Origin of the sequence: Methylobacterium sp. Leaf100, assembly GCF_001422845.1 — a bacterium.
In the GTDB taxonomy this organism is placed as follows: domain Bacteria; phylum Pseudomonadota; class Alphaproteobacteria; order Rhizobiales; family Beijerinckiaceae; genus Methylobacterium.
The window spans coordinates 25,099-49,859 of the sequence record NZ_LMMW01000004.1 but is presented as its reverse complement, the minus strand read 5'-3'; the positions used below and the strand labels follow the sequence as shown (position 1 = coordinate 49,859).

23 protein-coding genes are annotated in these 24,761 nt (G+C 70.4%); 18 read left to right on the top strand and 5 right to left on the bottom strand.

The genetic code is table 11. The features are described 5' to 3' along the window. Positions 1-8: 8 nt before the first annotated feature. The 3 genes from ASF25_RS04880 to ASF25_RS04870 form a co-directional block, all read right to left on the bottom strand. Entirely contained in the window at positions 9-209 is a 201-nt protein-coding gene (locus ASF25_RS04880) for a DUF4089 domain-containing protein (protein WP_056167906.1), read from the bottom strand. 81 nt (positions 210-290) lie between these two features. Then, entirely contained in the window at positions 291-980 is a 690-nt protein-coding gene (locus ASF25_RS04875; protein WP_056303639.1) for an isochorismatase family cysteine hydrolase, read from the bottom strand. Between the two features lie 157 nt (positions 981-1,137). After that, positions 1,138-1,878 (bottom strand): GntR family transcriptional regulator, encoded by a 741-nt coding sequence (locus ASF25_RS04870; protein WP_056303637.1) that lies wholly within the window; start codon positions 1,876-1,878, stop codon positions 1,138-1,140. Between the two features lie 305 nt (positions 1,879-2,183). On the opposite strand from ASF25_RS04870, the gene ASF25_RS04865 reads away from it, so the two are divergent. From ASF25_RS04865 to ASF25_RS04840, 6 genes are all read left to right on the top strand, one after another. Further along, a complete protein-coding gene (locus ASF25_RS04865) occupies positions 2,184-3,131 on the top strand; it encodes a hypothetical protein (RefSeq protein WP_200927272.1) in 948 nt (315 codons plus the stop codon). Positions 3,132-3,193: 62 nt separating this feature from the next. Then, a complete protein-coding gene (locus ASF25_RS04860; protein WP_056167894.1) occupies positions 3,194-4,558 on the top strand; it encodes an 8-oxoguanine deaminase in 1,365 nt (454 codons plus the stop codon). 2 nt (positions 4,559-4,560) lie between these two features. After that, positions 4,561-6,132 (top strand): ABC transporter ATP-binding protein, encoded by a 1,572-nt coding sequence (locus tag ASF25_RS04855; protein ID WP_056303635.1) that lies wholly within the window; start codon positions 4,561-4,563, stop codon positions 6,130-6,132. Between the two features lie 12 nt (positions 6,133-6,144). Continuing rightward, on the top strand, positions 6,145-7,233 hold the full coding sequence (locus ASF25_RS04850) for an ABC transporter permease (protein ID WP_056303633.1): 1,089 nt from the start codon (positions 6,145-6,147) through the stop codon (positions 7,231-7,233). Positions 7,234-7,261: 28 nt separating this feature from the next. Further along, a complete protein-coding gene (locus ASF25_RS04845; RefSeq protein WP_056303630.1) occupies positions 7,262-8,188 on the top strand; it encodes an ABC transporter permease in 927 nt (308 codons plus the stop codon). A gap of 58 nt (positions 8,189-8,246) precedes the next feature. Beyond that, entirely contained in the window at positions 8,247-9,332 is a 1,086-nt protein-coding gene (locus ASF25_RS04840) for a BMP family ABC transporter substrate-binding protein (RefSeq protein WP_056303628.1), read from the top strand. Between the two features lie 68 nt (positions 9,333-9,400). Here the strand turns inward: ASF25_RS04840 and ASF25_RS04835 are convergent, their stop codons facing one another. Then, positions 9,401-9,661 (bottom strand): hypothetical protein, encoded by a 261-nt coding sequence (locus tag ASF25_RS04835; RefSeq protein WP_056167878.1) that lies wholly within the window; start codon positions 9,659-9,661, stop codon positions 9,401-9,403. Positions 9,662-10,111: 450 nt separating this feature from the next. Further along, entirely contained in the window at positions 10,112-11,008 is an 897-nt protein-coding gene (gene uraD, locus ASF25_RS04830; RefSeq protein WP_056303706.1) for a 2-oxo-4-hydroxy-4-carboxy-5-ureidoimidazoline decarboxylase, read from the bottom strand. Between the two features lie 176 nt (positions 11,009-11,184). Here uraD and ASF25_RS04825 point away from each other — a divergent pair, with 176 nt between their 5' ends. The 12 genes from ASF25_RS04825 to atzF all read left to right on the top strand — a co-directional run bounded on the left by ASF25_RS04825 (position 11,185) and on the right by atzF (position 24,714). Beyond that, positions 11,185-12,588: a nucleobase:cation symporter-2 family protein gene (locus ASF25_RS04825; RefSeq protein WP_082502492.1), complete on the top strand. Its 1,404-nt coding sequence runs from the start codon at positions 11,185-11,187 to the stop codon at positions 12,586-12,588. Between the two features lie 121 nt (positions 12,589-12,709). Further along, positions 12,710-13,549: a factor-independent urate hydroxylase gene (pucL, locus tag ASF25_RS04820; RefSeq protein WP_056303625.1), complete on the top strand. Its 840-nt coding sequence runs from the start codon at positions 12,710-12,712 to the stop codon at positions 13,547-13,549. A gap of 456 nt (positions 13,550-14,005) precedes the next feature. After that, positions 14,006-14,257 (top strand): hypothetical protein, encoded by a 252-nt coding sequence (locus ASF25_RS04815; protein ID WP_082502499.1) that lies wholly within the window; start codon positions 14,006-14,008, stop codon positions 14,255-14,257. Positions 14,258-14,598: 341 nt separating this feature from the next. After that, entirely contained in the window at positions 14,599-15,705 is a 1,107-nt protein-coding gene (locus tag ASF25_RS04810) for a BMP family ABC transporter substrate-binding protein (protein WP_056303620.1), read from the top strand. A gap of 86 nt (positions 15,706-15,791) precedes the next feature. Then, positions 15,792-16,943, top strand: a complete 1,152-nt coding sequence (locus tag ASF25_RS04805; protein WP_200927275.1) for an ABC transporter permease — start codon at positions 15,792-15,794, stop codon at positions 16,941-16,943. Positions 16,944-16,953: 10 nt separating this feature from the next. Continuing rightward, the gene (locus tag ASF25_RS04800; RefSeq protein WP_056303616.1) at positions 16,954-17,877 is read left to right on the top strand and encodes an ABC transporter permease; all 924 of its coding nucleotides are present in this window, start codon (positions 16,954-16,956) and stop codon (positions 17,875-17,877) included. 8 nt (positions 17,878-17,885) lie between these two features. Beyond that, a complete protein-coding gene (locus tag ASF25_RS04795) occupies positions 17,886-18,914 on the top strand; it encodes a formamidase (protein ID WP_056303615.1) in 1,029 nt (342 codons plus the stop codon). Positions 18,915-18,928: 14 nt separating this feature from the next. Then, entirely contained in the window at positions 18,929-19,651 is a 723-nt protein-coding gene (locus ASF25_RS04790; protein WP_056167850.1) for an isochorismatase family cysteine hydrolase, read from the top strand. Further along, positions 19,648-21,201: an ABC transporter ATP-binding protein gene (locus ASF25_RS04785; RefSeq protein WP_200927274.1), complete on the top strand. Its 1,554-nt coding sequence runs from the start codon at positions 19,648-19,650 to the stop codon at positions 21,199-21,201. The genes ASF25_RS04790 and ASF25_RS04785 overlap by 4 nt, the downstream gene beginning before the upstream one ends. Positions 21,202-21,361: 160 nt before the next feature. Further along, positions 21,362-21,619 carry a hypothetical protein gene (locus ASF25_RS04780; protein WP_056303701.1) on the top strand — a complete coding sequence of 86 codons (258 nt, stop codon included), beginning with the start codon at positions 21,362-21,364 and terminating at the stop codon, positions 21,617-21,619. A 156-nt stretch (positions 21,620-21,775) separates the two neighbouring features. Next, on the top strand, positions 21,776-22,747 hold the full coding sequence (locus ASF25_RS04775; RefSeq protein WP_082483570.1) for a LysR family transcriptional regulator: 972 nt from the start codon (positions 21,776-21,778) through the stop codon (positions 22,745-22,747). 101 nt (positions 22,748-22,848) lie between these two features. After that, a complete protein-coding gene (gene atzF, locus ASF25_RS04770; protein WP_056303612.1) occupies positions 22,849-24,714 on the top strand; it encodes an allophanate hydrolase in 1,866 nt (621 codons plus the stop codon). Positions 24,715-24,761: the final 47 nt, after the last annotated feature.

Here is a 24,761-nt window from a genome sequence, read left to right as displayed (position 1 = left end):
CCCGGACCTCACGCTTCGAACACCGGGGCGGCTTCGGCCTCGTCCGGCAGGGGGAACGCGCCGACGAGGTCGGCCGCGGCGTGCAGCACGCGCAGGTTGGCCACGATCGCCGGCATCCAGGCGGGGTCGATGGGCAGGGCGAGCATGCCGGACGCGGCCGAGGCGTAGGCCTCGGGATCGAAGGCCGGGATCTCCGGTGCTTCCGTCATGCAACGTCCTCCTTGGTCTGGGCGATGGCGGTCATGCGAATCTCGTTCCGGCGGGCCCCCGGTCCGCGCCGCCGAGAGGGTTCAATCGAGCGTCTCCGAGGCTCGTCCCTCCAGGGCGGCGACAACCCGGTGCGCGTCGGAGACCCAGCCGAAGATGCCGCCCTGCGCCGTGATCATCGCGAGGCCGGCTTCGTGGAATTCCGGGATGTACGACGCGCAGGCATCGGCGATGACGACGCAGCGATAGCCGCGGTCGTTGGCCTCCCGCACCGTCGTGTGCACGCAGACCTCGGTGGTCACGCCGCAGACCAGCAGGGTCGCGATGGCCCGGGCCGCGAGCACGTCGGCGAGTTCGGTGGCGTAGAACGCGCCTTTGCCGGGCTTGTCGATCACCGGCTCGCCATCCTGCGGCGCCAGGGCGGGAACGATGCCGTGACCGGGTTCGCCGCGGATCAGGATGCGTCCCATCGGCCCGGGCTGACCGATCCGCGCCGTGGGTTCGCCGCGCTCCAGCTTGGCCGGCGGCGCGTCGGAGAGATCCGGGCGATGGCCCTCCCGTGTATGCACGATGAGGAGCCCTGCGGCACGCGCCGCGTCGAGCACGGCCCGGCATGGGGGCACGGCGGCGGCGAGGAGGGAGACATCGTTGCCGAGGCTCTCCCCGAAGCCGCCGGGCTCGAGGAAATCGCGCTGCATGTCGATGATGACGAGGGCCGTGCGCGACGCCTCGAAGGGAAGCGGCGACGGCTCGGCGTCGAGAAGGCTGGGCATGCGCGGATCTCTCGCGACCGGGAATCACGGCCTCGAAGCATGTATGCAATCTGGCCGAAATGCGTGCCCAAACCACACACAGCGGTGCGCGAAGTTTCGTCTCTCCTGGCCACCCCATGGGCAGATCGCCGGGATGCGGCATCCGACGCCGGAGACGTCAGCGCTGGGCGCGCGCCCGGCTCGCGCGAATCGGCGGGGCGCGGCGTTTCAGGCGGTCCCGAGCCCGTTCTCCGGCCGCTTCGCGCGCGGCGGCACTTCCGGCATCGAGCGCCTCGAATGCGTCCTCGACCACGCTCATATGGACGAGCATCGCGGAGTTCGCGGCCGCCGCATCGCGGGCGAGCACGGCCCGGACAACGAGGCCGTGTTCGGCATGCGAGCGGGCGAGCCGCCTCGGTGCCTGGAACTGGGCGCGACGGTACGGCGTCAGCCGCCGCCGGAGGTTGCGGGCGATCTCGTCGATCACGCTGTTGTGCGCACCCACGTAGAGAAGGCTGTGGAAGTCCGCATTGGCGAGGACATAGGCGTCGTGGTCGTTCGCCTCGGCGAGGCTGCCCATGCGCTCGTGCAGCATCCGGAGCTGCCCGCGCTCGGCCGGTGTCATGCTCAAAGTCGAGAGCCGCGCGCAGGTCGCCTCGATCTCCCCCATGGCGATGAAGAGCATGTCGAGTTCGTCCGGCGTGATCGTCCGCACGGTCGCGCCCAGGCGTGGACGCAGGTCGATCAGGCCGGTTCCGTTGAGGAGTCGCAGGGCGTCGCGCACCGGTGTGCGCGACACGCCGAAGCGCTTGGCCAGGACCTGTTCGTCGAGATGGGTGCCGGGCGCGAACTCCCCCGACAGGATCGCGTCGGCGATGGCGTCGGACAGGCTCTCGGAGCGGGTTGGGGACGCTGGCACTGTGGTCTCGGGTTCCCGATGCGCCACCGGTACGGGGCCGCGCACGCCACCGATGATAGAGACGAGTTTCCCTCGCCCCGCAACATGACCCGCTGGCCGGGTCTATGGAGATGTGTTGCGGTTATGTGACGGCCGGCTCCGGCGTCCGACCAAGGGCGGGCCATGGCACACCGGTTGCGGTCCCCCGAACAGCATTGGCAGGTTCAGGGGGACGAACGATGTTCGCAAGGACGTTCACGGCTGCGGCTCTGTCGCTCGCCACGGTCGGGGCAAGCATGACCGGGGCAAGCATGACCGGGGCCTGCATGGCAGCCGATCTCGAGACCAGAAAGCTCAACGTGGCGGAGGCAGCACCCCTCAGGGAGCCGTCCTTCTTCCTGTTCTCCGACACGCAGGTGAGCTTTCGCTACCAGTTCCCCGCGGCCGAGCCGGGCGTGCAGATCCAGCGGGCGGATGGCGGCTTCCGCAATCGCGACATTCCGAAATACATCACCAACATCTCGCACGCCGACGCCTGGGTGTACGGCACGAACTTCTTCTCCCTCGACATCCTGAAATCGACCTCGCAGGACCCGGCCGGGACCACCAACGCCCCGGGCGGCTTCGCGCAGTACGACAACGGGGCCACGGAAGCCTACGGCCTCTATCGCGGCACGCTCAGCCTGAACGCGCTGACCGGCACCAAGGCCTTCACCGTGCCGGGCCTCGTCAAGGACGTCTCGCTCGCCTTCGGGTTCGACGCGAACACGAAGAACACCGCGTTCGGGCCGAAGAAGCGCGACGTCGTCGGCGGCCTGACCTTCTCGGTCGACGTGCCCGCCGGCTTCCTCAACATCAGCGCCCACGCCTACAAGGAATGGAACCGGAACGGCTTCAATATCGGCGGCGACCGCGACGTCAGCTTCGACACTGTCCCCGAATTCGAGATCGTCTACAACTTTCCGATCACCTTCTTTCCGAACGTTCCCCTGAGCCTCGCGGGCTTCAACAACATCGTCATGCCCAAGGGCAAGGGCATCCGGGACGCGTTCAATTATCCGGGTGGCTACTATCCCGGAACCGGCGTCGAGTTCCTGTCGCGCACGAACCTCGTGCTCGATGTCGGTAAAATGATCTGGAACCAGCCCAACAAGCTCGATGCCTTCGTGGGCTTCCAGTACTGGCTGAACAAGTTCGGCAACGTGGAGCGCACGACCTTCAAGGGGACCGAGGAGAAGAGCTTCCTTGCCGGCATCGCGTTCCACATCTTCTGAGAAGCCCCGGGGCGGCCTGGAATATGCTCCGCTCGGGACATCGCGTGGAATCGGGAGTCGGAATGAACGCGCACAAGGCCGGGACCCATCGTCTCTGGATCAGGAACCCGCTGGCGATCCTCGCGGAGGATGCGGCCGGTGGCCTCGTCGTCGAAGGGACGCGCATCGTGGAGCGCGTGCCCTCGGGCGGCCAGCCGGCGGCGCCTGTGCACGAGACCTTCGACGCCGCGGGCCACGTGGTGATCCCCGGCCTCGTCAACACCCATCACCACTTCTTCCAGACCCTGACCCGCGCTCATCCGCTGGCGATCAACAAGCCGCTGTTTCCCTGGCTTCAGGCCCTCTACACCGTCTGGGACAAGCTGACCCCGGAGGCCTTCCGCCTCGCCACGCGCCTCGCCTACACCGAACTGCTCCTGTCGGGCTGCACCACGGCGGGGGATCACCACTACCTGTTCCCGAAAGGACTCGAAGCCTCCGTCGACATCCAGGTCGAGGAGGCGAGGGCCCTCGGCATCCGGGCCTTCGTCACCCGTGGTTCCATGAGTCTGTCGGTGCGCGACGGCGGCCTGCCGCCGGACGCCCTCGTGCAGGACGACGACACGATTCTCTCCGACAGCGAGCGGGTGCTGTCCCTGTTCCACGACCCGAACCCCGGCGCCATGGTGCAGATCGGGTTGGCGCCCTGCTCGCCCTTCAACGTGACGAAGCGGCTGATGCGCGAGAGCGCGGCGCTGGCCGAGCGCCATGATTGCCGCCTGCACACGCATCTCGGCGAGACCCTGGACGAGGACGCCTACTGCCTCGCGACGTTCGGGCAACGCCCCGTCGACTACCTCGAGGAGGTCGGATGGATGAGCCCGCGCGCCTGGCTCGCCCACGGCATCCACTTCAACGACGACGAGGTCGCCCGCCTCGGTAAGGCGGGGGTCGGCGTGTGCCATTGCCCGACCTCGAACATGACCCTGGCGTCCGGCCAGTGCCGGACCTGCGAACTGGAGGCCGCCGGCTCCCCCGTGGGGCTCGGGGTCGACGGCTCGGCCTCGAACGACAGCTCGAACCTCATGGAGGGCGTCCGGCACGCCCTGATGCTGAACCGCCTCACCTACGGCGCCGAGAAGGTCACGCACCTCGACGCCCTGCGCTGGGCGACGGAGGGCTCCGCCGCCTGCCTCGGGCGCTCCGATATCGGCCGCCTGGAAGAGGGCCGCGAGGCGGATCTTGCCCTCTTCACCCTGGACGAGCTGCGCTTCTCCGGCGCGCACGATCCCCTGGCGGCCCTCGTGCTCTGCGGCGCCCACCGGGCCGACCGGGTGATGGTGGCCGGGCAATGGCGGGTCATCGACGGACATCCTATCGGCCTCGACACGCGTCGGCTGCGCGAAGACCACAGCCGGTTGGCCCGGCACCTGTTCGGCGCCGTCTGAGGATGGAAGCCGCCCGCTCCGCTTCCGCTTCGCCGCGCCCGCAGGCAGGGCCGACGCCCCTGTTCGGCGCCTACGGCATCGTGAAACGGTTCGGCGGCTTCACGGCGAACGACGGTGTCGATCTGGAGATCCGGGCCGGCGAGATCCACGCCTTGCTGGGCGAGAACGGCGCCGGCAAATCCACCCTGATGAAGATCCTCTACGGCCTGCTGGAGCCGACGGAGGGCGTCGTCACGCACCAGGGCGACATCGTGCAACTGCCGAACCCGGACGCCGCCCGCCGGCTCGGGATCGGCATGGTCTTCCAGCATTTCTCCCTGTGCGAGAACCTCACGGTCGCCGAGAACATCGCCCTCGTCATGCCGCGGGATCTCTCCGGCCGGGCGCTGGCCGACCGCATCGCCAAGCTCGGCATCGATTACGGCCTTCATCTCGAGCCGGACCGTCCGGTCTGGTCGCTCTCGGCCGGCGAGCGCCAGCGCATCGAGATCGTGCGTTGCCTGCTGCAGGATCCGAAACTCGTCATCCTCGACGAGCCGACCTCTGTGCTCACCCCGGGCGAGGCCGAGGTGCTGTTTTCCGTGCTGGAGCGTCTGCGCGCGGAGGGGCGGGCGCTGCTCTACATCTCCCACCGCCTCGACGAGGTGCGGCGGCTCTGCGTACGCGCCACCATCCTGCGCGCCGGCAAGGTCGTGGGCGCCTGCAATCCGCGGGAGGAGACGGCCCGGTCCCTCGCGGCGATGATGGTGGGGAGCGCCGTGCGCGAGGTGACCGTGCGCGGGGGCGGAGCCGTCGGCCGGGAGCGCTTGGCGCTCGACCGCCTCGCCCTCCCCGCCCCCGGCCTGCACGCCGCCGCGCTCCGCGACGTCTCGCTCAGCGTCGCGGGCGGCGAGATCCTCGGGATCGCGGGCATCGCCGGGAACGGACAGGCCGAACTCTTCGCGGCCCTGTCGGGCGAGGTGCGGGCGGCCGATCCGGCTTCCGTGCGCCTCGACGGGGCACCCGCTGGGGACCTCGGCATCACCGCGCGCCGGCGCCTCGGCGCCGCCTTCGTGCCGGAGGAGCGCAACGGCCACGCGGCGGCACCCGCGATGAGCCTGTCGGAGAACGCCCTGCTGTCGCGCCATTCGACGGCGCCCCTGACCCGGTTCGGTCTGCTTCGTCCGGGGGCCGCCCGTGCCCTCGCCCAGCGCGTGATCGCGGCCTTCGACGTGCGCAAGGCGGGCCCCGATCCCGCCGCCGGCACCCTGTCGGGCGGCAACCTCCAGAAATTCGTGGTCGGCCGCGAGATCCTGGCGGAGCCCGGAACGCTCGTGATCAACCAGCCGACCTGGGGCGTCGATGCCGCCGCCGCCGCCCATATCCGTCAGGCGGTGATCGATCTCGCGGCCCGCGGTGCCGCGATCCTCGTCATCAGCCAGGACCTCGACGAACTGTTCGAGCTCGCCGGTTCCATCGCCGTGCTGCACGACGGTACGCTATCGGCGGCGGTGCCTGCGGCCGAGACGACCCGCGAGGCCATCGGCCTGCTCATGGGCGGATCGAGCGACGCGGCGCCGGCCCCCGCGCACTGATCGGGAGACCCCATGCGCCTCGACCTCGTGCCCCGCACCCGCCGCTCCGCGGTGCTCGACATCCTCGCGCCGGCGCTGGCCTTCGTCGCGGCGGTTCTGATCGGCGGCCTCGCCGTGGCGGCCCTCGGTGTCTCGCCGAGCGCGGCGTTCGTGACCTACTTCGTCGCTCCCTTGAGCGAGCTGTGGTCGCTCCAGGAGATCGCCCTCAAGGCGGCCCCCCTGGCCCTCATCGCGACGGGGCTCGCCTTCTGCTACCGCGCCGACCTCTGGAACATCGGCGCCGAGGGCCAGTTCGTCGTCGGCGGATTGGCCGGTGGCTGGGTCGGCGTGGCGACGCACGGATCGGGCGACGCCCCCTGGATCCTGCCCGCCATGCTCGCCGCCGGAGCCCTCGCGGGGGCCGCCTACGCGCTGATCCCGGCCGTGCTGAAGGTCCGCCTCGGGGTCTCCGAGATCCTGACGAGCCTCATGCTGGTCTACGTCGCCCAGCTCCTGCTCGACTACATGGTCCGCGGCCCCTTGCGCGACCCGGCGGGCTACAACTTTCCCCAGAGCGTCGGGTTCGATCCGGCCGCGCGCCTGCCCTACCTCATGGAGGGCGAGACCCTGCATGCGGGCGTGCTCGTCGCCCTGGCCGCCGTGGGGCTGGCGACCTTCGTGCTGGCCCACACCCTGTTCGGATTCGCGGTGCGGGTCGTCGGCGCGAGCCCGCGGGCCGCGCGCTTCGCCGGCTTCTCCGATGCGCGCCTGACTCTGTCGGCCTTCGCCATCTCCGGCGGGGCCGCGGGCCTCGCCGGCATCGTCGAGGTGGCGGGGAAGATCGGGCAGCTCCAGCCCGAGATCTCGCCGGGCTACGGCTTCACGGCGATCATCGTCGCCTTTCTCGGCCGGCTCTCGCCGCCCGGTATCCTCGTCGCCGCCCTCGTCATCGCGCTGACCACCATCGGCGGCGAGGGCGCGCAGATCGACCTGAAGCTGCCCCTCGACCTGACCCGCGCCTTCCAGGGCCTGCTCCTCGGCCTCGTCCTCGGGGCCGACGTGTTCGCCCGCTACCACGTCCGGATCGTGCCCGGCGGGCCGTCGGGCCGCACGGCGTCGTGAGCCCGCGCGAACAGGACCGGAGCCGGTCATGACCCTCGACATTGTCCAGATGGTGCTCGTCACGGTCCTGGCGGCCGCGACCCCCCTGATCCTCGCCGGCCTCGGCGAACTCGTCGCCGAGCGCTCCGGGGTGCTCAACCTCGGCGTCGAGGGCATGATGATCTTCGGCGCGGCCGTCAGCTTCGCGGTGGCGATGCAGACCGGCTCGACCTTTCTGGGGGGGCTGGGCGGTGCGGGAGCGGGCCTCGGCCTCGCCGCCCTGTTCGGCCTCCTCACCGTCGGGCTCGCGGCGAACCAGGTCGCTTCCGGCCTGTCGCTCACCATCCTGGGTCTCGGCCTGTCGGGATTGGTGGGGGCGAACTACGTCGGCATCAAGCGCGATCCGGCGCCCCACCTGGCGATCCCCGGCCTCACCGACCTGCCCGGGATCGGCCGGCTGCTGTTCGGGCAGGATGCGTTCGTCTACACGGCGGTCGCCCTCGTCGCTGCCGTGTCGTGGTTCCTCTGGCGCACCCGCGCGGGCCTGACTCTGCGCGCCATCGGCGACGACCCCATCGCGACCCATGCCCTCGGGCTGAAGGTGCGCCGGGTCCGCTTCCTGTCCGTCCTGTTCGGGGGCGCCTGCGCCGGGCTCGGCGGGGCCTATCTGGCGCTGGCCTACACGCCCTTCTGGTCGCCCGGCATGACGGCGGGCCGCGGCTGGATCGCGCTCGCCCTCGTGGTGTTCGCCTCCTGGCGGCCCCTGCGGGTCGCGGCCGGCGCGCTCCTGTTCGGCGGGGCGACGGTGCTCCAGCTTCACGCCCAGGCCGCCGGGCTCGGCCTGCCGGGCCAGCTCCTCTCCGCCCTGCCCTACCTCGCCACCATCCTGGCCCTGGTCTTGCTCTCCCTGGGACGGCGCCAGGGCGGCTCGCTGGCGCCCGCCGCCCTCGGACGCGTCTTCACGCCGAGCCGGTGACCCGCTTCCACGACGGCACGCCGAAGTTGGCCCACAACGGATCGAAGAGGACACCACCATGCGGGGTAGGTTGATGAGACTCGGCGGTGCGGTCCTGGGCGCGGTCCTCGCGGCCGGACCGGTGCTGACCTGGCAGGCCTCCGCGGCCGACAAGCTGAAGGTCGGCTTCGTCTATGTCGGGCCGGTCGCCGATTTCGGCTATTCCTACCAGCACGACCTCAGCCGCAAGGCGCTGGCGGCGGCGATGCCCGACACCGTCGACACCACCTTCCTCGAGAACGTGCCCGAGGCCGACAGCGAGCGCTCCATCGAGAAGCTCGCCCGCTCCGGCGCCGGCCTGATCTTCACCACCTCGTTCGGCTTCATGGAGCCGACCCTGAAGGTCGCCCGCAAATTCCCGAAGGTGAAGTTCGCGCACGCCACCGGCTACAAGCGCTCCGACAACGTGGCGACCTACTCGGCCCGCTTCTACGAGGGCCGCTACGTGTGCGGGAAGATCGCCGGCAAGCTCTCGAAATCCGGCACCGTGGGCTACATCGCCTCGTTCCCGATCCCCGAAGTGGTGAGCGGCATCAACGCGTTCATGCTCGGGGCGCAGTCGGTCAACCCGAACATCAAGATCAAGGTCGTCTGGGTGAACACCTGGTTCGATCCGGGCAAGGAGGCGGAGGCGGCCAAGGCCCTGCTCGCCCAGGGCGCCGACATCCTCACCCAGCACACCGATTCGGCGGCCCCCCTGCAGGAGGCCGAGAAGCAGGGCAAGCTCGCCTTCGGCCAGTCCTCCGACCAGTTCCGCTTCGCCCCGAAGGCCCAGCTCACCTCGATCACCGACGACTGGAACGGCTACGTCATCGCCCAGGCGAAGGCCGTCCTCGACGGCACCTGGAAGAGCGGCGACACCTGGGGCGGGATCAAGGACGGTATGGTGGTGCTGGCGCCCTTCACCAACATGCCCGACGACGTGAAGGCCATGGCCGAAGTGACCACCAAGGCCATCGCCGACGGCAAGATCCACCCGTTCACCGGGCCGGTGCTGAAGCAGGACGGAACCGTCGCGGTGAAGGCGGGTGAGACCGCACCCGACCCGATGATCCTCGGCATGAACTGGTACGTGAAGGGCATCGACGACAAGCTCACGCAGTAGCGCGCCATCGGACGCGCGGAAGCCCGCCGGATCGCTCCGGCGGGCTTCTTGATCTTACCGGCGACGGATCAGGGGCGCGGTGCCGGCGGCCGGTCGGGCGTCGGGATGCCGGATGGCGGGAGAATCGGCTCGCCGATGCCGGGTGGGGCCGGAATGGCATCGCCGCTTCGAATCGCTTCCCGCTCGTTCCGGGGGCCGGCGCGGCCCTCGGTGCCGCCGGGAGCCGTGGCGGGGTCGCTGCCGGCCGGGGCACCCACGGATTGGGCGAGTGCCGGGCCGGCCAGGCCGAACACCCCGCACAGGGCGAGGACCGAAATCGTCAGGCGCATGATCGGGTACCTTCCAGGTCAGTCGAAGGGGAGGAGCAGGTTTCTGTCGAGGCGACGGAACGCGGCCCTGGCGGTTCCGCCGGGTCAGCGACGACGATGCGTTCCGTGGCGGCGGATCGCTCGTCCGCGAAGGCCGCCCGGGGCCGTGAGGCGCGATTGACCGGCCGGAGGCGTCAGGCTGGCTTGCGCCCGGGCTTCGGGTGCCACTCCGAGGACGCCACCGCCGAACAGGCATCCTGCGAGGAGCCAACCCATCATGGGAAGGCCGAGGCAGATGATTCGGGACGGACGCATCGGATACGCTCCTGCCGCCGGCCCTGGGCCGGGTTCGCGGATCGGAGCACAGCAATAGCCATGCCGGCCCGGCCTCGAGTGCCTCTCACCAAACGCCCGCTGCGCCGCCGTGCTCCAGGCGAGAACCGGCTGCGACCGGGAACCTGGTGAGGTACGCTAACTTCCCCGATACGTCTGATAGCTCCAGGGCGTCGCCACCAGGGGCACGTGATAATGGCCTTCCGGATCGCCGACGCCGAAGCGCAGCGGCACGACGTCGAGGAACGGCGGCTCGGGCAGATCGAGGCCGAGCGCCGGCCCGATCCGCCGGAAGTGGTCTCCGAGTGCGAAGCGGAGCTCGTAGGTCGCCCGCGGCACGGGACGCCCGTGGATCAGGGGCGCGTCGGTGCGGCCGTCCGCGTTGGTCACCGCGCGGGCGACGACGGCAATGTCCGTGTCCGAGATGAACTCGACGAGCGTCACGGCCACCCCGGCGGCGGGCTTCCCCTGGACGGTGTCGAGGACATGGGTCGAGATCCGGCCCGTCGTGGACAACGGCCCCGCGCCCGTCACCAGAGCGTTCAGGCGGATCGCGGCGATCCGCACCACCTCGGCCTCGGCCGTCCGTCGCTCCTCCTCCGGCGACGCGGCCAGCCGAGCCTCGAAACTCGCCAGCAGGGAGGTCCGGCCGTGCCGCTTGACGCACAGGATGAAGGGCAGCCCGAACTTGTCCCGGTAGGCCGCATTGAGGGCTGCGAAACGGGCGGCTTCGGTCTCCGACAGGCGATCGAGGCCCGCCGCGGCCTGCTCGGCGATGGAATTGGGGGCGATGTCCCCGGAGCGGGCGGCGCGTCCGGCGAGTTCGGGATGGTTCGCCAGGAGAGCCTGCCGCCGGGCGTCCGGGGCACCCTCGACCGCCCGGCGCATGGCGGCGAACAGGGCCTCGACGGTGCCGAAGGGCCGTTGCGCGGCGGTCGCCTCGGCGACCCACGGGGCATGCTCGAAGACGGCGCCGAGCACCGCCACGAATTCGGTGGCCGGGGCTTCGTTCAGATCTGCGAGCGTCGTGGGCATGACGGCCGGGTCTCCTTTGAGGCGGGCGATGGTGACGCATCGCAGGGCGGAGGGGTGCAGGCAACGGGCCACGTGCCGTGCCCGAGGCAAGCGCTTCGGCCTCTGGCACACGGTTTGCGCTCTGGGAACCGGCATCCCCGGTGAGGGATCTGCGCGTCGCGGCAGAGGTGTCGACCATGAACAGCGCCACGACGATCGCGGCCCCGCCCGATGCCGTCCTGAGCCCGACCGGCAGCGCACCGCCCGCGGCCGCGGCGAATGTGCGCCCCGTCGCCCTCGGCCTGCTCGGGCTGCAGCACGTCCTGGTGATGTATGCGGGCGCCGTCGCCGTCCCCCTGATCGTCGGCCGTGCCCTGAATCTCGCCCCCGACCAGGTGGCGATGCTGGTGAGCGCCGACCTGTTCGCGTGCGGTCTCGCAACGCTGGTGCAGAGTTGGGGCCTGCCCGGCGTCGGGGTGCGGATGCCGGTGATGATGGGCGTCACCTTCGCCGCCGTCACGCCCATGGTCGCCATGGGGACCAACCCCGCCATCGGATTGACCGGAATCTACGGCGCCGTGATCGCCGCGGGCCTGTTCGCGTTCCTCGCGAGCCCCCTGGTCGGACGGCTGCTGCCACTGTTCCCGCCGGTGGTGACGGGCACGATCATCCTCGTGATCGGCGTCTCGCTGATGAAGGTCGGCGTCAACTGGGCCGCGGGCGGGGTCGGCAATCCCGACTACGGCGCCCCGCTCTTTCTCGCCATCGCCACGTTCGTGCTCGGCGTGATCCTGGCGATCACCCGCTACGGCACCGGCTTCGTCAGTTCGGCCTCGGTGCTCATCGGCATCGTCGCCGGGACGATCGTGGCGGCGTTCTTCGGTCTGGTCGATCTCGGCCACGTCGCCAAAGCGTCCTGGTTCGACGTGGTGCGCCCCTTCGCCTTCGGGTACCCGACCTTCGATCCCGTCTCCATCGTCACCCTGTGCATCGTGATGATCGTGGTGATGATCGAGTCGACGGGGATGTTCCTGGCGCTCGCCGAGATCTGCGCCGACCCCGTGGACGAGGCGCGCCTGACCAGGGGCCTGCGCGGCGACGGCCTCGGCACCATCCTGGGCGGCGTCTTCAACACGTTTCCCTACACCTCGTTCTCGCAGAACATCGGGCTCGTGGGCGTCACCGGGGTGCGGACCCGGAACGTGGCCATCGTCGGCGGCTGCATCATGCTGGGCCTCGGCCTGATTCCGAAGCTCGCAGCCCTCGTGGAGGCGGTGCCCCAATGCGTCCTGGGCGGGGCAGGCCTGGTGATGTTCGGGATGGTCGGCGCCACCGGGGTGCGCATCCTCGGCGCGGTCGATTTCGCCCGCAATCGCAACAACCTGTTCGTCGTCGCGGTGTCCATCGGGTTCGGCATGATCCCGCTGGTCGCCCCGGCCTTCTTCAGGCAGATGCCGCATGCCCTGCACCCGCTGCTCGAATCCGGCATCCTGCTCTGCGCCATCGCGGCGGTGACCCTGAACCTGTTCTTCAACGGCCTCGCCGGTGCCGGGGCGTCGCGGGCGGCGGCCCGGCGGCAGGCGGCCGCCTCCGAGCATTGAGCGTCCCCGACGAACCCTCGGCTGCGCCGTTGCGCGCGAACAGGACACCGGCGCGCCCCGCGGGCACGCCGGAACCGTCGTCCCGTCCCCTCGATTCCCGATCGCACGTGGAGAGAAGACCATGCCCCTGACCGCCTCCCAATACGGCAAGGGCCGCGTGCGGGTGATGCGGCTCGTTCGCGACGGGGATCATCACACCCCGCGTGAACTGTCCCTCACGGTGCTGATGAAGGGAGCCTTCGACGCCGCCTGGACCGGGGCCGACAACCGCGCCTGCGTCGCCACCGACAGCGTGAAGAACATCGTCAACGTGGTCGCGGCCCGGAACCTCGCCCTCGACGCGGAGGCCTTCGTCCAGGCCGTCGCCGCCACGTTCCTCGAGGCGTACCCGCAGATCGAGGAGATGCGGATCGAGGGTTCGGAAACACGCTGGCTGCGGCGTTCCATCGGGGGCGCGCCGCATGGGCACGTCTTCACCCTCGACGGCAACGGGACGGGCTACGTCGCCCTGACGGCCCGCCGCGAAGGGAGCGTGCTCCGCTCAGGGCTGCGGGGCTTCACATTCATGAAGACCACGCAATCGGGCTGGGCGGACTTCGTCGACGACGGGTACCGCACCCTGCCGGACGCGACGGACCGCATCGCCGCCACCGCCATGGACGCCACCTGGTCCTGGGCGGCCGCCCCCGCCGACACCACGGCCACCAACGCGCGGGTGCTCGATATCCTGATCGACGTGTTCGGCACCACCTACAGCGCCAGCGTTCAGGACAGCATGTACCGCATGGGAGAGGCGGTCCTCGCGGCCATCCCGGAGATCGCCGAGATCGGCTTTTCCATGCCGAACAAGCACTACATTCCCATCAACCTGACGCCGTTCGGCCTGGAGAATCCCGGAACCGTGTTCCTGCCGACCGACGAGCCCCATGGGCAGATCGAGGCGACGATCGGGCGGGGCTGAGCCGCGATCCGTCCGTGAGCGAAGCCGTTCGGGTCGATTCCAACGTACTTGAGGAAGGGCCGACCGTGTTCCCGGCGTAAGCTCCGGGTCCCGCCCGCGCCGTGCCCCTGCGCGCGGTGCGATCCCTTGGGTGCCCTCCGGGTGGGCATTCCCTGGAACGCCGAGCGTTCCCGTCGCCTGATGCTTCTCGGAGATGCGGTCCGCCGAAAGATGCGTGCCAGCGGCGGCAGGACCTGGCACAAAAGGCGGCACTGGCGTCCAAGTAACTGCCTGAACTCGGTTTATTCTCGCGAATTTTTACCGGATGGACATCGAATCAAGGGGTGTGCATCAACATGATGCACACGCCTTGCGCACGGAATGTTGCTTTTCGATGCGTTGCTGCACAAATTCTGGGAACTCAGCGAGCCGTTCCGCCTTCTATCGGACCGCGGCTCCGCACTCGGGAACCCAACCATGACCGTACGTATCCTCGTGGGCGCCGCCCTTGGTCTTGCCCTTTCCAGCGCCGCTCTCGCGCAGAGCTACACTGCCCCGGCCGGGATTCCCGCCGCGACCGCACCGGGCGGCCTCGAGGGACGGGCCGCCGACCGGAACTTCCACGCCTACACGGGCCGCTTGTCCCACCCGGTGCCCGGACGGGCCGGTGCTGCGGATGCGGACGTCACCGGTTCGGTGAGGGGCGCCCTGCCGCAGCGCGGGCGCTGAAGGCAGCCGATCCCGCAACCGGTCTGCGTGACGTGCGCGACGGCGTGGAAGTCCGCGTGTGAGAGACATCGATCCTCGTCTCGGTTTGGGCCGGCGGCTTCCATAGGCCTGCCGGCCCTTCCATTTCCGGACGCCCTTCGACGGAACTGGAAGCGGGTCCCTTGCGTGGCCAAAAACCGTGCATACACGGCCGTCATTTTGAGCGCCTGGTCTGTCCAATTGCTGATGCGCGTAGAGCAAAGGCCATCATCGCACTGCCGAAAGTCTTGGCTTTCTCTCCATTGGGGTACGGCTTAGGTTTCGTTCCATCGCAACCATGCGAGTCGAATGGAACGGATGCCGTGACCGCACGCCCTTTCTCTCGCAGACATCTTCTCGCCGGAGCCGGCGCCCTGTCGCTCGGGCTCCTGCCCTCCGGTCGTGCGCGGGCCGCCGGTGCCTTGACCGTCGGATTCATCTACGTCGGGCCCAAGGACGATTACGGGTACAACCAAGCCCACGCCCAGGCCGCGAAGGCGCTCAAGGGTATGCCGGGCCTCGAAATCACCGAGGAGGAGCGTGTCCCCGAGACCAACGCCGTCGAGAAGACCATGGAGAGCATGATCAACCTCGACGGGGCGACGCTGCTGTTCCCCACCTCGTTCGGTTATTACAGTCCGTATCTTCTCGCCCAGGCGAAGAAGAACCCCAAGATCCAGTTCCGGCATTGCGGCGGCCTCTGGACGGACAAGGATCCGAAGAACGCAGGCTCGTACTTCGGCTACATCGCCCAGGGCCAGTACCTCAACGGGATCGTGGCGGCGCATGCGTCGAAGTCGAAGAAGCTCGGCTTCGTCGGCGCCAAGCCGATCCCGCAGGTGCTGAACAACATCAACGCCTTCCTGCTCGGGGCCCAGAGCGTCGATCCGTCCATCACCTGTCAGGTCATCTTCACCGGCGAGTGGTCGCTCGCGGTCAAGGAGGCCGAGGCCGCAAACGCGCTCATCGACGGCGGCGCCGACGTCGTCACCTGCCACGTCGACAGCCCGAAGGTGGTGGTCGAGACCGCCTCCCGGCGCGGGGCCTTCGTCTGCGGCTACCACGTCGACCAGTCGCCGCTCGCCCCGCAGAAGTATCTCATCGGCGCGGAGTGGAACTGGCTGCCGATCTACAAGGACTTCATCGCCGCGATGCAGGCCGGCCGCGTGCCGCAGAACTTCGTGCGCGGCGGGCTCGCGGACGGCTACGTCAAGATGAGCCCCTACGGCCCCGGCGTGAGCGAGGCGGCTCGCAAGAATGCCGACGCGGTCAAGGCCGAGATGATGACGGGCGGCTACGCCATCATCAAGGGGCCGCTCAAGGACAACACCGGGAAGGAAATCCTGGCCGCCGGCCAAGCCTACCCGGAGAAGGCGCCCGAACTCGAGAGCACCAACTACCTCGTCGCCGGCGTGAAGGGCTCGGTATGAGCGCCGGGCCGATCGGGTCTCGGGTGACGTCCCCGATCGCACACGGGAGACCCTGACGCGTGGTCGCGCAGGCCGCCCCTTCGGAGCTGAGCGCCGCCCCGGCGCGCCCCTCGACCGGCCTCCAGGTCCGCGCCTGGCTGGCGCGCCGCGCGGAGGCGGTGGCGATTCCCGTGGCCGCCGCCGTGACGGGCTTCGTGCTGTTCGGTGTCTTCCTCGCCGCCATGGGCAAGTCGCCGGTCCAACTCGTCGAGATCGTCTGGCGCGGCGGCTTCGGCTCGGCCTTCGCGCTCGGCAACAGCCTGCAGCGCGCTGCGCCCCTGCTGTTCGCCGCCCTGTGCGTCGCCCTCCCCGCCCGGCTCGGTCTCGTGGTGATCGGCGGCGAGGGCGCCATCGTGCTCGGCGGCCTCGCCGCGGCGGCCGCCGCCCAGCCCCTCGCCGCCTTGCCGGTGCCGCTCGCGATCCCCCTGATGGCGCTGGCGGCGGCCTTCGTCGGAGCGGTCTGGATCGGTGCGGTGGGCTGGCTCCAGGCCTATCGCGGCGTCAACGCCACCATCTCCAGCCTGCTCCTGTCCTACATCGCCATCGCGGTCGCCAACCATCTCATAGAGGGTCCGCTGCGCGATCCGACGAGCCTGAACAAGCCTTCGACCCTGCCGGTGGGCGAGGCCTTCATGCTCGGTCCGATGCCGGGGATCGGCGTGCATTGGGGGCTGGGCTGCGGCGTGATCGCGTGCCTGGCCGCCTACCTGCTCATGGACCGGACGACCCTCGGCTTCGCGGCCCGCATCGCCGGAGGCAACGTGCGGGCGGCGCAGATCCAGGGACTGCCCGTCGGCCGGCTCATCGTCGGCTTCACGGCCCTGGGCGGCGCCTTCGCGGCGCTCGCCGGCTTCTTCGAGGTGGTCGCCGTGCAGGGCACCGCCAACGGCACGCTCGCAGCCGGCTACGGCTACACCGGCATCCTCGTGGCGTTCCTCGCCCGGCAGAACCCCATCGCCATCGTGCCGGTGGCCTTCCTGCTCGGCGGCATCGAGGCCTCGGGCGGCCTGATCCAGCGGCGAATGCAGCTCCCCGACGCCACCGTCCTGGTGCTGGAGGGCCTGCTCTTCCTCGTCGTGCTCATGAGCGAAACGCTCTACGGCCGGTTCAAGCTGTTCAACCCGCATCTCTGGGCGGCCAAATCCCGGGCAACCGAGCGCGAGACGGCACGGGGATCGACCCCCGCGGGGCCGGCATGAGGGGTGGGCGATGAGCGAGGATCTCGGTCTCTGGTCCGTCCTGATCGCGGTGATCGGCGGGGCGATCCGCGTCTCGACGCCGTTCCTGTTCGTCAGCCTCGGTGAGACCATCACCGAGCGCTCGGGGCGGATCAATCTCGGGCTGGAGGGAACCCTGGTCTTCGGGGCCATGTCCGCCTACGGCACCGCCGTGTTGACCAATTCGCCCTGGGCAGGCGTGGCGGTCGCCGCCCTGGCGGGCGCCGCGTTCGGCCTCCTGCACGGGTTCGTCTGCCGCCTGCCCCGAGTCAACGACGTGGCGGTGGGCATCGCCCTGATGCTGTTCGGCTCAGGTCTCGCCTTCTTCCTCGGCAAGCCCTTCATCCAACCCTCGGCCCCGCCGCTCCCGGCCATTCCCATCGGGTTCTGGTCGAGCCTGCCCCAGGTGCAGGCGGCCCTGCAGGTGAACGTGCTGTTCCTCGCGGGCGCGGCCCTGTCGGTGTTCCTGTGGTGGGCGTTCCGCAACACCAAGGCCGGCCTGATCGTGCGCGTTGTCGGTGACAGTGCCGACGCCGCACGGGCCATGGGCTACGACGTCGACCGCGTCCGCCTGTACGCGACGGCCACCGGCGGTGCCCTGGCGGGGATCGGGGGCGCCTACCTGTCGCTGTACTATCCGGGTTCGTGGAACGAGGGCGTGTCGTCGGGCCAGGGCCTGATGGCGGTGGCCCTCGTCATCTTCGCCCGCTGGAACCCGCTGGCGTGCTTCGGCGCGGCTTTGCTGTTTGGCGGCGCCGGGGCCCTGGGGCCGGCCCTGCAATCGGTCGGCGTCAGCCAAGGCTACTACCTGTTCTACGCCGCGCCCTACGTCCTCACCCTCGCCCTGCTGATCGCCACCGCGTCGCCCGACCGGGCGCTGGCCGGCGCACCGGGCGAACTGTCCCTCTCGAAGTAGGCTCTCGCATGAACGGACTCGGCGGACTGAACAAGTCGCCCGACGGCGTCGTCATCGGCCTCGTGCAGCTGCAATTGCCCAAGGTGGTCACGAAGGCCGATCTGACGGCCCAGACGGACCGCGTCGTCGCCATGGTGGCCAAGGCGCGCGCGAACCTCGGAACCATGGATCTCGTGGTGTTCCCCGAATACGCCCTGCACGGCCTGTCGATGGACACCAACCCGGAGATCATGTGCCGGGTGGATGGCCCCGAGGTCGCGGCGTTCCAGGCGGCCTGCCGCGAGCACCGGATCTGGGGCTGCTTCTCCATCATGGAGTTCAACCCGCACGGAAATCCCTACAACACCGGCCTGATCATCGACGACGGGGGCGCGGTGAAGCTCACCTATCGCAAGATGCACCCCTGGGTGCCGGTGGAGCCGTGGGAGCCGGGTGACCTCGGCATCCCGGTGATCGACGGGCCGAAGGGCGCGAAACTCGGCCTCATCATCTGCCACGACGGCATGTTCCCCGAGATGGCCCGCGAATGCGCCTACAAGGGCGCCGAGATCATGATCCGCACGGCCGGCTACACCGCGCCGATCCGCGAGTCGTGGCGTTTCACCAATCAGGCGAACGCGTTCTCGAACCTCATGGTCACCGCCAACGTCTGCCTGTGCGGCTCCGACGGCGCCTTCGATTCCATGGGCGAGGGCATGATCTGCAACTTCGACGGCGCGATCATCGCCCACGGCACCACGGGCCGCGTCGACGAGATCATCACGGCCGAGGTGCGGCCCGACCTCGTGCGCGAGGCGCGCATCCACTGGGGGGTCGAGAACAACATCTACCAGCTCGGCCACCGCGGCTACACGGCGGTGAAGGGGGGCGCGCAGGATTGCCCCTACACCTACATGCACGATCTGGCCGCCGGCCGGTACCGCGTGCCGTGGGAGGATCAGGTCCAGGTCGTCGACGGCACGGGCTGCGGCTTTCCCGCGCCGACGCGGTCCTACGGCGAGGCGCTGGCGCCGGGCGCCCGCGAGGCGGCCGAATGAGCGTGGGCTCTCCCATGGGCGTGGAGGCCTCCTCCGTGGGCGCACAAACTTCGGCCGGGGGCACCTATGCGGCCGCCGAGCCGTACCCCTGGCCCTACGACGGCAGCCTTCGCCCCGAGACCACGGCCCTCGTCGTCATCGATATGCAGACGGATTTCTGCGGCGTCGGCGGCTACGTCGACGCCATGGGCTACGACCTCGCCCTCACCCGCGCGCCGATCGGTCCGATCGCCCGGCTCCTCGCCGCCGCGCGCGAACGGGGCTTTCCCGTCATCCACACCCGCGAGGGGCACCGGCCGGATCTGGCGGATCTGCCCGCCAACAAGCGCTGGCGCTCGCGCCGCATCGGGGCCGGCATCGGCGATCCGGGACCCTGCGGCCGGGTGCTGGTGCGGGGCGAGCCCGGCTGGGAGATCATTCCGGAGCTGGCGCCGGAGCCGGGCGAGCCGGTGATCGACAAGCCCGGCAAGGGCTCGTTCTGCGCCACCGACCTCGAACTGATCCTCAACGCGCGCGGGATCCGCAACCTCATCCTCACCGGCATCACCACGGATGTCTGCGTCCACACCACGATGCGCGAGGCCAACGACCGCGGCTTCGAATGCGTCATCGTCTCCGACGCCACCGCGGCCACCGATCCCGGCAACCACGCGGCGGCCCTGAAGATGGTGACCATGCAGGGCGGCGTCTTCGGCGCCGTCGCCACGTCCGAGGCGCTTCTCCGGGCCATGGGCTGAGCACCATGGACAGCACCCCCGCCCTGCCCCGCGCCATCGGCATCGAGACCATCGGCATGACGAAGCGCTTCGGCGCGCATGCGGCCCTCGACGACGTCTCCATGAAGATCGAGCGGGGCGGCTTCCACGCCCTGCTGGGCGAGAACGGCGCCGGCAAGTCGACCCTCGTCAAGTGCGTGATGGGCTTCTACGCCCCGACCGCGGGCACGGTCCTGGTCGATGGGCGCGAGGCCGAGATCACCAATCCGAAGGGTGCGCAGGCGCGCGGCCTCGGCATGGTCTACCAGCACTTCACCCTGGTGCCGTCCCTCACGGGCGCCGAGAACCTCGTCATCGCGCGCGCCGACGCGCCGGCGATCCTCGACTGGAAGGCCCAGCGCGCCGTGCTGGCGGATTTCATGGACCGGATGCCGTTCCGCCTGAACCTCGACCGGCCCGTGGCGGAGCTGGCGGCGGGCGAGAAGCAGAAGCTCGAGATCGTCAAGCAGCTCTACCTCGAGGCCCGGTTCCTCATCCTCGACGAGCCGACCTCGGTGCTGACGCCGGCCGAGGCCGAGGAGGTGCTGGGCCTGCTGCGCGCCATGACCGACCGCGGCGACCTCACCGTGCTGATGATCAGCCACAAGTTCCACGAGGTCGAGACCTTCGCGCGGTCCTTGAGCGTCCTGCGCCGGGGCCGCCTCGTCGGCGGCGGTGCCGTCGGGACGCTCTCGCGCGACGACATGGCGGCGCTGATGATCGGCGAGCGGACCGTGCGGACCCTCGCGGCCCGGATCGGCGACGCGGACGCGGGCCGCGAGGTGCTCCGGGTCGAGGGCGTCACCGCCACCGACCCGTCCGGCCTGCGCCACATCGCCATCGACAGCCTGCGGGTGCGCGCCCGGGAGATCGTGGGCATCGCCGGCGTCTCCGGCAACGGCCAGAAGGAACTCGCCGACGTGCTCGGCGGGCAGATCCGCGCCACCGCCGGTCGGGTGATCGTCGCGGGCGCACCCTATTCCGGCACCCGTTCCGAGAGTCGATCGCGAAAGGTCCGGTTCATCCCGGAGGAGCCCCTGCGCAACGCCTGCGCGCCCCGCATGTCGGTGTCCGAGAACCTCGCCTTCCGCGCCTTCGACCGGCGCGGCGACGCGGCCGGCGGCCCCCCGACCCTGTGGCTCGACAAGCGTGCCATGGCGGCCCGGGCCAGGGAGCTGATCGCCCGGTTCAAGGTGAAGACGGCCTCCGCCGAGGCCCCCATCGCGACCCTGTCGGGCGGCAACGTGCAGCGGGCCGTGCTGGCGCGCGAGCTCACCGATCCCGTCGATCTCCTCATCGTGGTCAATCCGTGCTTCGGCCTCGACTTCGCGGCGGTCTCCGAGATCCGCAACCGGATCGTCGCCGCGCGCAATGCCGGGGCGGCGGTGCTGCTGATCAGCGAGGACCTCGACGAGATCCTGGAACTGTCCGACCGCATCCTGGTGATGTCGGACGGGCGCCTCGTCTACGAGACCCCGGCGGCCGCGGCCGAGGCCGGCACCATCGGCCGGCACATGGCCGGGCATCACTGAGATTCAGGCCTTCTCGATCCGACCTTTCGGATCCCGGCCTTTTCGATTTCATCGAACGTTTCCATCGGGTCTTTTCGGGTTTTTCGGAGGGCGGTCCGGGTCCATCTTCGCTCCATCAGAAGCCGGCCAGCGTCGGCACACCGAACCGATGGAGCCCATCATGTCCCGTATCCTCACCCTGTCGGTCCTCGCCCTCACGGCCGTCGCCGGTCTGACCGGCGCCGCGTCCGCCCAGAGCTACACGGCCCCCGCCGGCATTCCGGCCGTCACGGCGCCGGGCGGCGTCGCGGGGGCGCCTGCGAACGACCGGCACCGCCTCGACGGAGCGGTCCCGGCTTGGGTGGTGGGGGCGGACGTCGCCACCACCGGGTCGCTCCGGGCGCCCCACCCCGCAATCCGGTCGCGCACCGCGCGCTGATCCGCGCACGAACACGCCGACGCGACGAAGCCGGTCCTTACGGGGACCGGCTTCGTCGCGTCGGCTTCGCCTTCTTTGGAACCGGCGCTCCCCTTGCTTGCGAAGACCCGCCCGGCGCCGTTGTGCCGTGTGTGAGGCGATGGGCGGGGAAACGACATGCGGACGGCCGGAATCCCGACCCTCGATCAGCTGCGCGTGTTCCTGTGCGTCGTGGAGGCCGGAAGCTTCGCGGCGGCGGGCCGGCGGCTCAACCGCGCCACCTCGGTGATCAGCTACGGGATCGCCAACCTCGAGCAGCAGCTCGGCCTGCCGCTGTTCGATCGGGACTCGACCCGCAAGCCGCAACTCACCGAGGCGGGGCGTGCCGTGCTGGCCGAGGCCCGCACCGTCGCTCACAGTCTCGATGCCCTGCGCGCCAAGGTGAACGGCCTGCTCGGCGGGCTGGAGGCCGAGGTCAGCCTCGCCGTCAGCGTGCTGATGCCGGGCGACCGTCTCGTCGATGCCCTGAAGGCGTTCCAGGCACGGTTTCCGACGGTGGCGCTGCGCCTCAACGTCGAGGCCCTGGGGGCGGTCCAGCACTGCGTCGCCAGCGGCAAGGCCGTCATCGGCATCGGCGTTGAGATCTGGGACAAGACGAGCGATCCCCTCGAACACATCGCCGTCGGAGACGTCGAGATGCTGCCGGTCGCGGCCCCGTCGCACCCCCTCGCGCGGGCGGACGGCGCCCCGCCGGGCCAGGCCCGCGAGCATGTCCAACTCGTGATCGCCGACCGCTCGCCGCTCTCGGACGGGCAGGAATTCGGCGTGATCGCCACCCGCACCTGGCGGCTCTCCGACCTCGGCTCGAAGCACACCCTGCTGCTCGCCGGGATCGGCTGGGGGAGCATGCCGGCCCACATGGTGCGGGCGGATCTCGCGGCGGGACGCCTCGTCGAATTGCGGATGCCGGAGGCGAAGCGCCGCCGCCTGCCCTTCACGGCGATCCACCGCACCGACCGGCCGCCCGGACCCGCAGGGCGCTGGCTGATCCAGCGCTTCGCCGAGCAGGTCGGAGATGCGCCCGGAGATACGCCCGGCGACCCGTCCGCCCATGGACCTGCATCGCGCTACGCGGGCACGCCCGGCTGAGGCGCCTTGGCAACGGGCTTGCTCACGGGGAAGCGGGGAACGCATCGCGGGCAAGGCGGCGTCCGGTGACGTGTCGCGCCGTGTATACAAAGGAGGCAGGGATGCATCGTGGTGAGCACAACAATGCGACTTACGATCCGCGCGTGGATGACGGCCTGCCGCCGGTCCTGACCCTCGCGGCCCTGCGTGCACGCTACGCCGCCGGAGACCTGAGCCCGGCCGACCTCGCCGCCCGCGTATCCGACCGTATGGCGGCCTGTCCCGACCCGGCCGTCTTCATCACGCCCGTCCCCCGCGAACACCTGATCGCGGCGGCCCGTGCCCTGATGGCGCGCCACCCCGAGCCGAATTCCCTGCCGCTCTGGGGTGTGCCCTTCGCGGTGAAGGACAACATCGACGTCGCCGGCCTGCCCACCACCGCGGCCTGCCCGGCCTTCGCGTTCGAGCCGGCGCAGGACGCGCACGTGATCGCGCGGCTGAAGGCGGCCGGCGCCCTCGTCATCGGCAAGGCCAACCTCGACCAGTTCGCCACGGGCCTCAACGGCACCCGATCCCCCTACGGCGCACCCCGCAGCGTCTTCTCGCCCGACCACATCTCCGGGGGGTCGAGTTCGGGCTCGGCGGTGGCGGTGGCGGCGGGGCTGGCCTGCTTCTCCCTCGGCACCGACACCGCCGGCTCCGGCCGGGTCCCGGCCGCCTTCAACAATCTCGTGGGCATCAAGCCGACGCCGGGTCTCGTCTCCACCACCGGCCTCGTTCCGGCCTGTCGCAGCCTCGATTGCATCACCGTGTTCGCCCCGTGCGTCGCGGATGGGATCGAGATCCGACGGATCGCCGAGGGGTTCGACGGGAGCGACATCTACGCCCGGCGCATCACGCCCGTGTCCCTGCCGTCCGCCCCGCGCTTCGGGGTGCTGACGGGGGCGGATCGCGAATTCTTCGGCGACACCGAGGCCGAGCGCCTCTACGACGCGGCCGTCGCCCGGCTCGAAGCCCTGGGCGGCACGCCCGTCGCGTTCGACTACGCCCCCCTGCGTGCCATCGCCGACCTCCTCTACGGCGGCCCCTGGGTGGCCGAGCGCCTCGCGGCGGTCGAGACGTTCTTCGGCACGAACGCCGACGATTTCGATCCGAGCGTGCGCGCCATCGTCGCCTCCGCCGGGGCGTTCAGCGCCGTCGACGCCTTTCGCGGCCGCTACCGGTTCGAGGCCCTGAAGCGCGAGGCGGACGCCCTGTTTTCCGGCCTCGACATCCTGCTCCTGCCGACGACGCCGACGATCTACACGGTGGCCGCCATGCGCGACGACCCCGTCGCGCTCAACAGCCGGCTCGGCCTCTACACCAACTTCGCCAACCTGCTCGGCCTCGCCGCCATCGCGGTGCCGGCGGGGTTCCGGGGCGACGGCCTGCCCCTTGGCGTCACCCTGGTCGGCCCCGGCGGCAGCGACGATGCCCTGGGACCGATGGCCGATGCCCTCCACCGGGGGGCCGCGTGCGGCCTGGGGCGCGACCGCGCCGGGGCCGTGCCGGACTTCGTCCGCCGCCCGGAGCCCGGCCACGCCGGCGTCGCCCTCGCGGTGGTGGGGGCGCATCTGTCCGGCCTCCCCCTCAACGGCGAGCTGCTCGCCCTCGGCGCGACCCTGTTGGAGAAGACCCGGACCAAGTCCGACTACCGCCTCTACGTCCTGCCGCACACCGAGCCCGCCAAGCCCGGCCTCGTGCGCGACCCGGGTTTCGACGGACCCGGGATCGCGGTCGAGATCTGGACGCTGCCGCCGGAGGCCTTCGGCCGCTTCGTCGCCGCGATCCCCGCACCCCTGGGGATCGGCCGGATCGCCCTGGCCGACGGAAGAGCGGTTCCGGGCTTCCTCTGCGAGGCGCACGCCGTCGCGGAGGCCCCGGAGATCACCCGGTACGGCGGGTGGCGCACCTACCGGGCCGCGGCCGAACCGGGAGGCACCGCTTGATCGCCGGTGGAGCTTGGCCGCGCCCTTGCGTACACGGCTCCGGACGC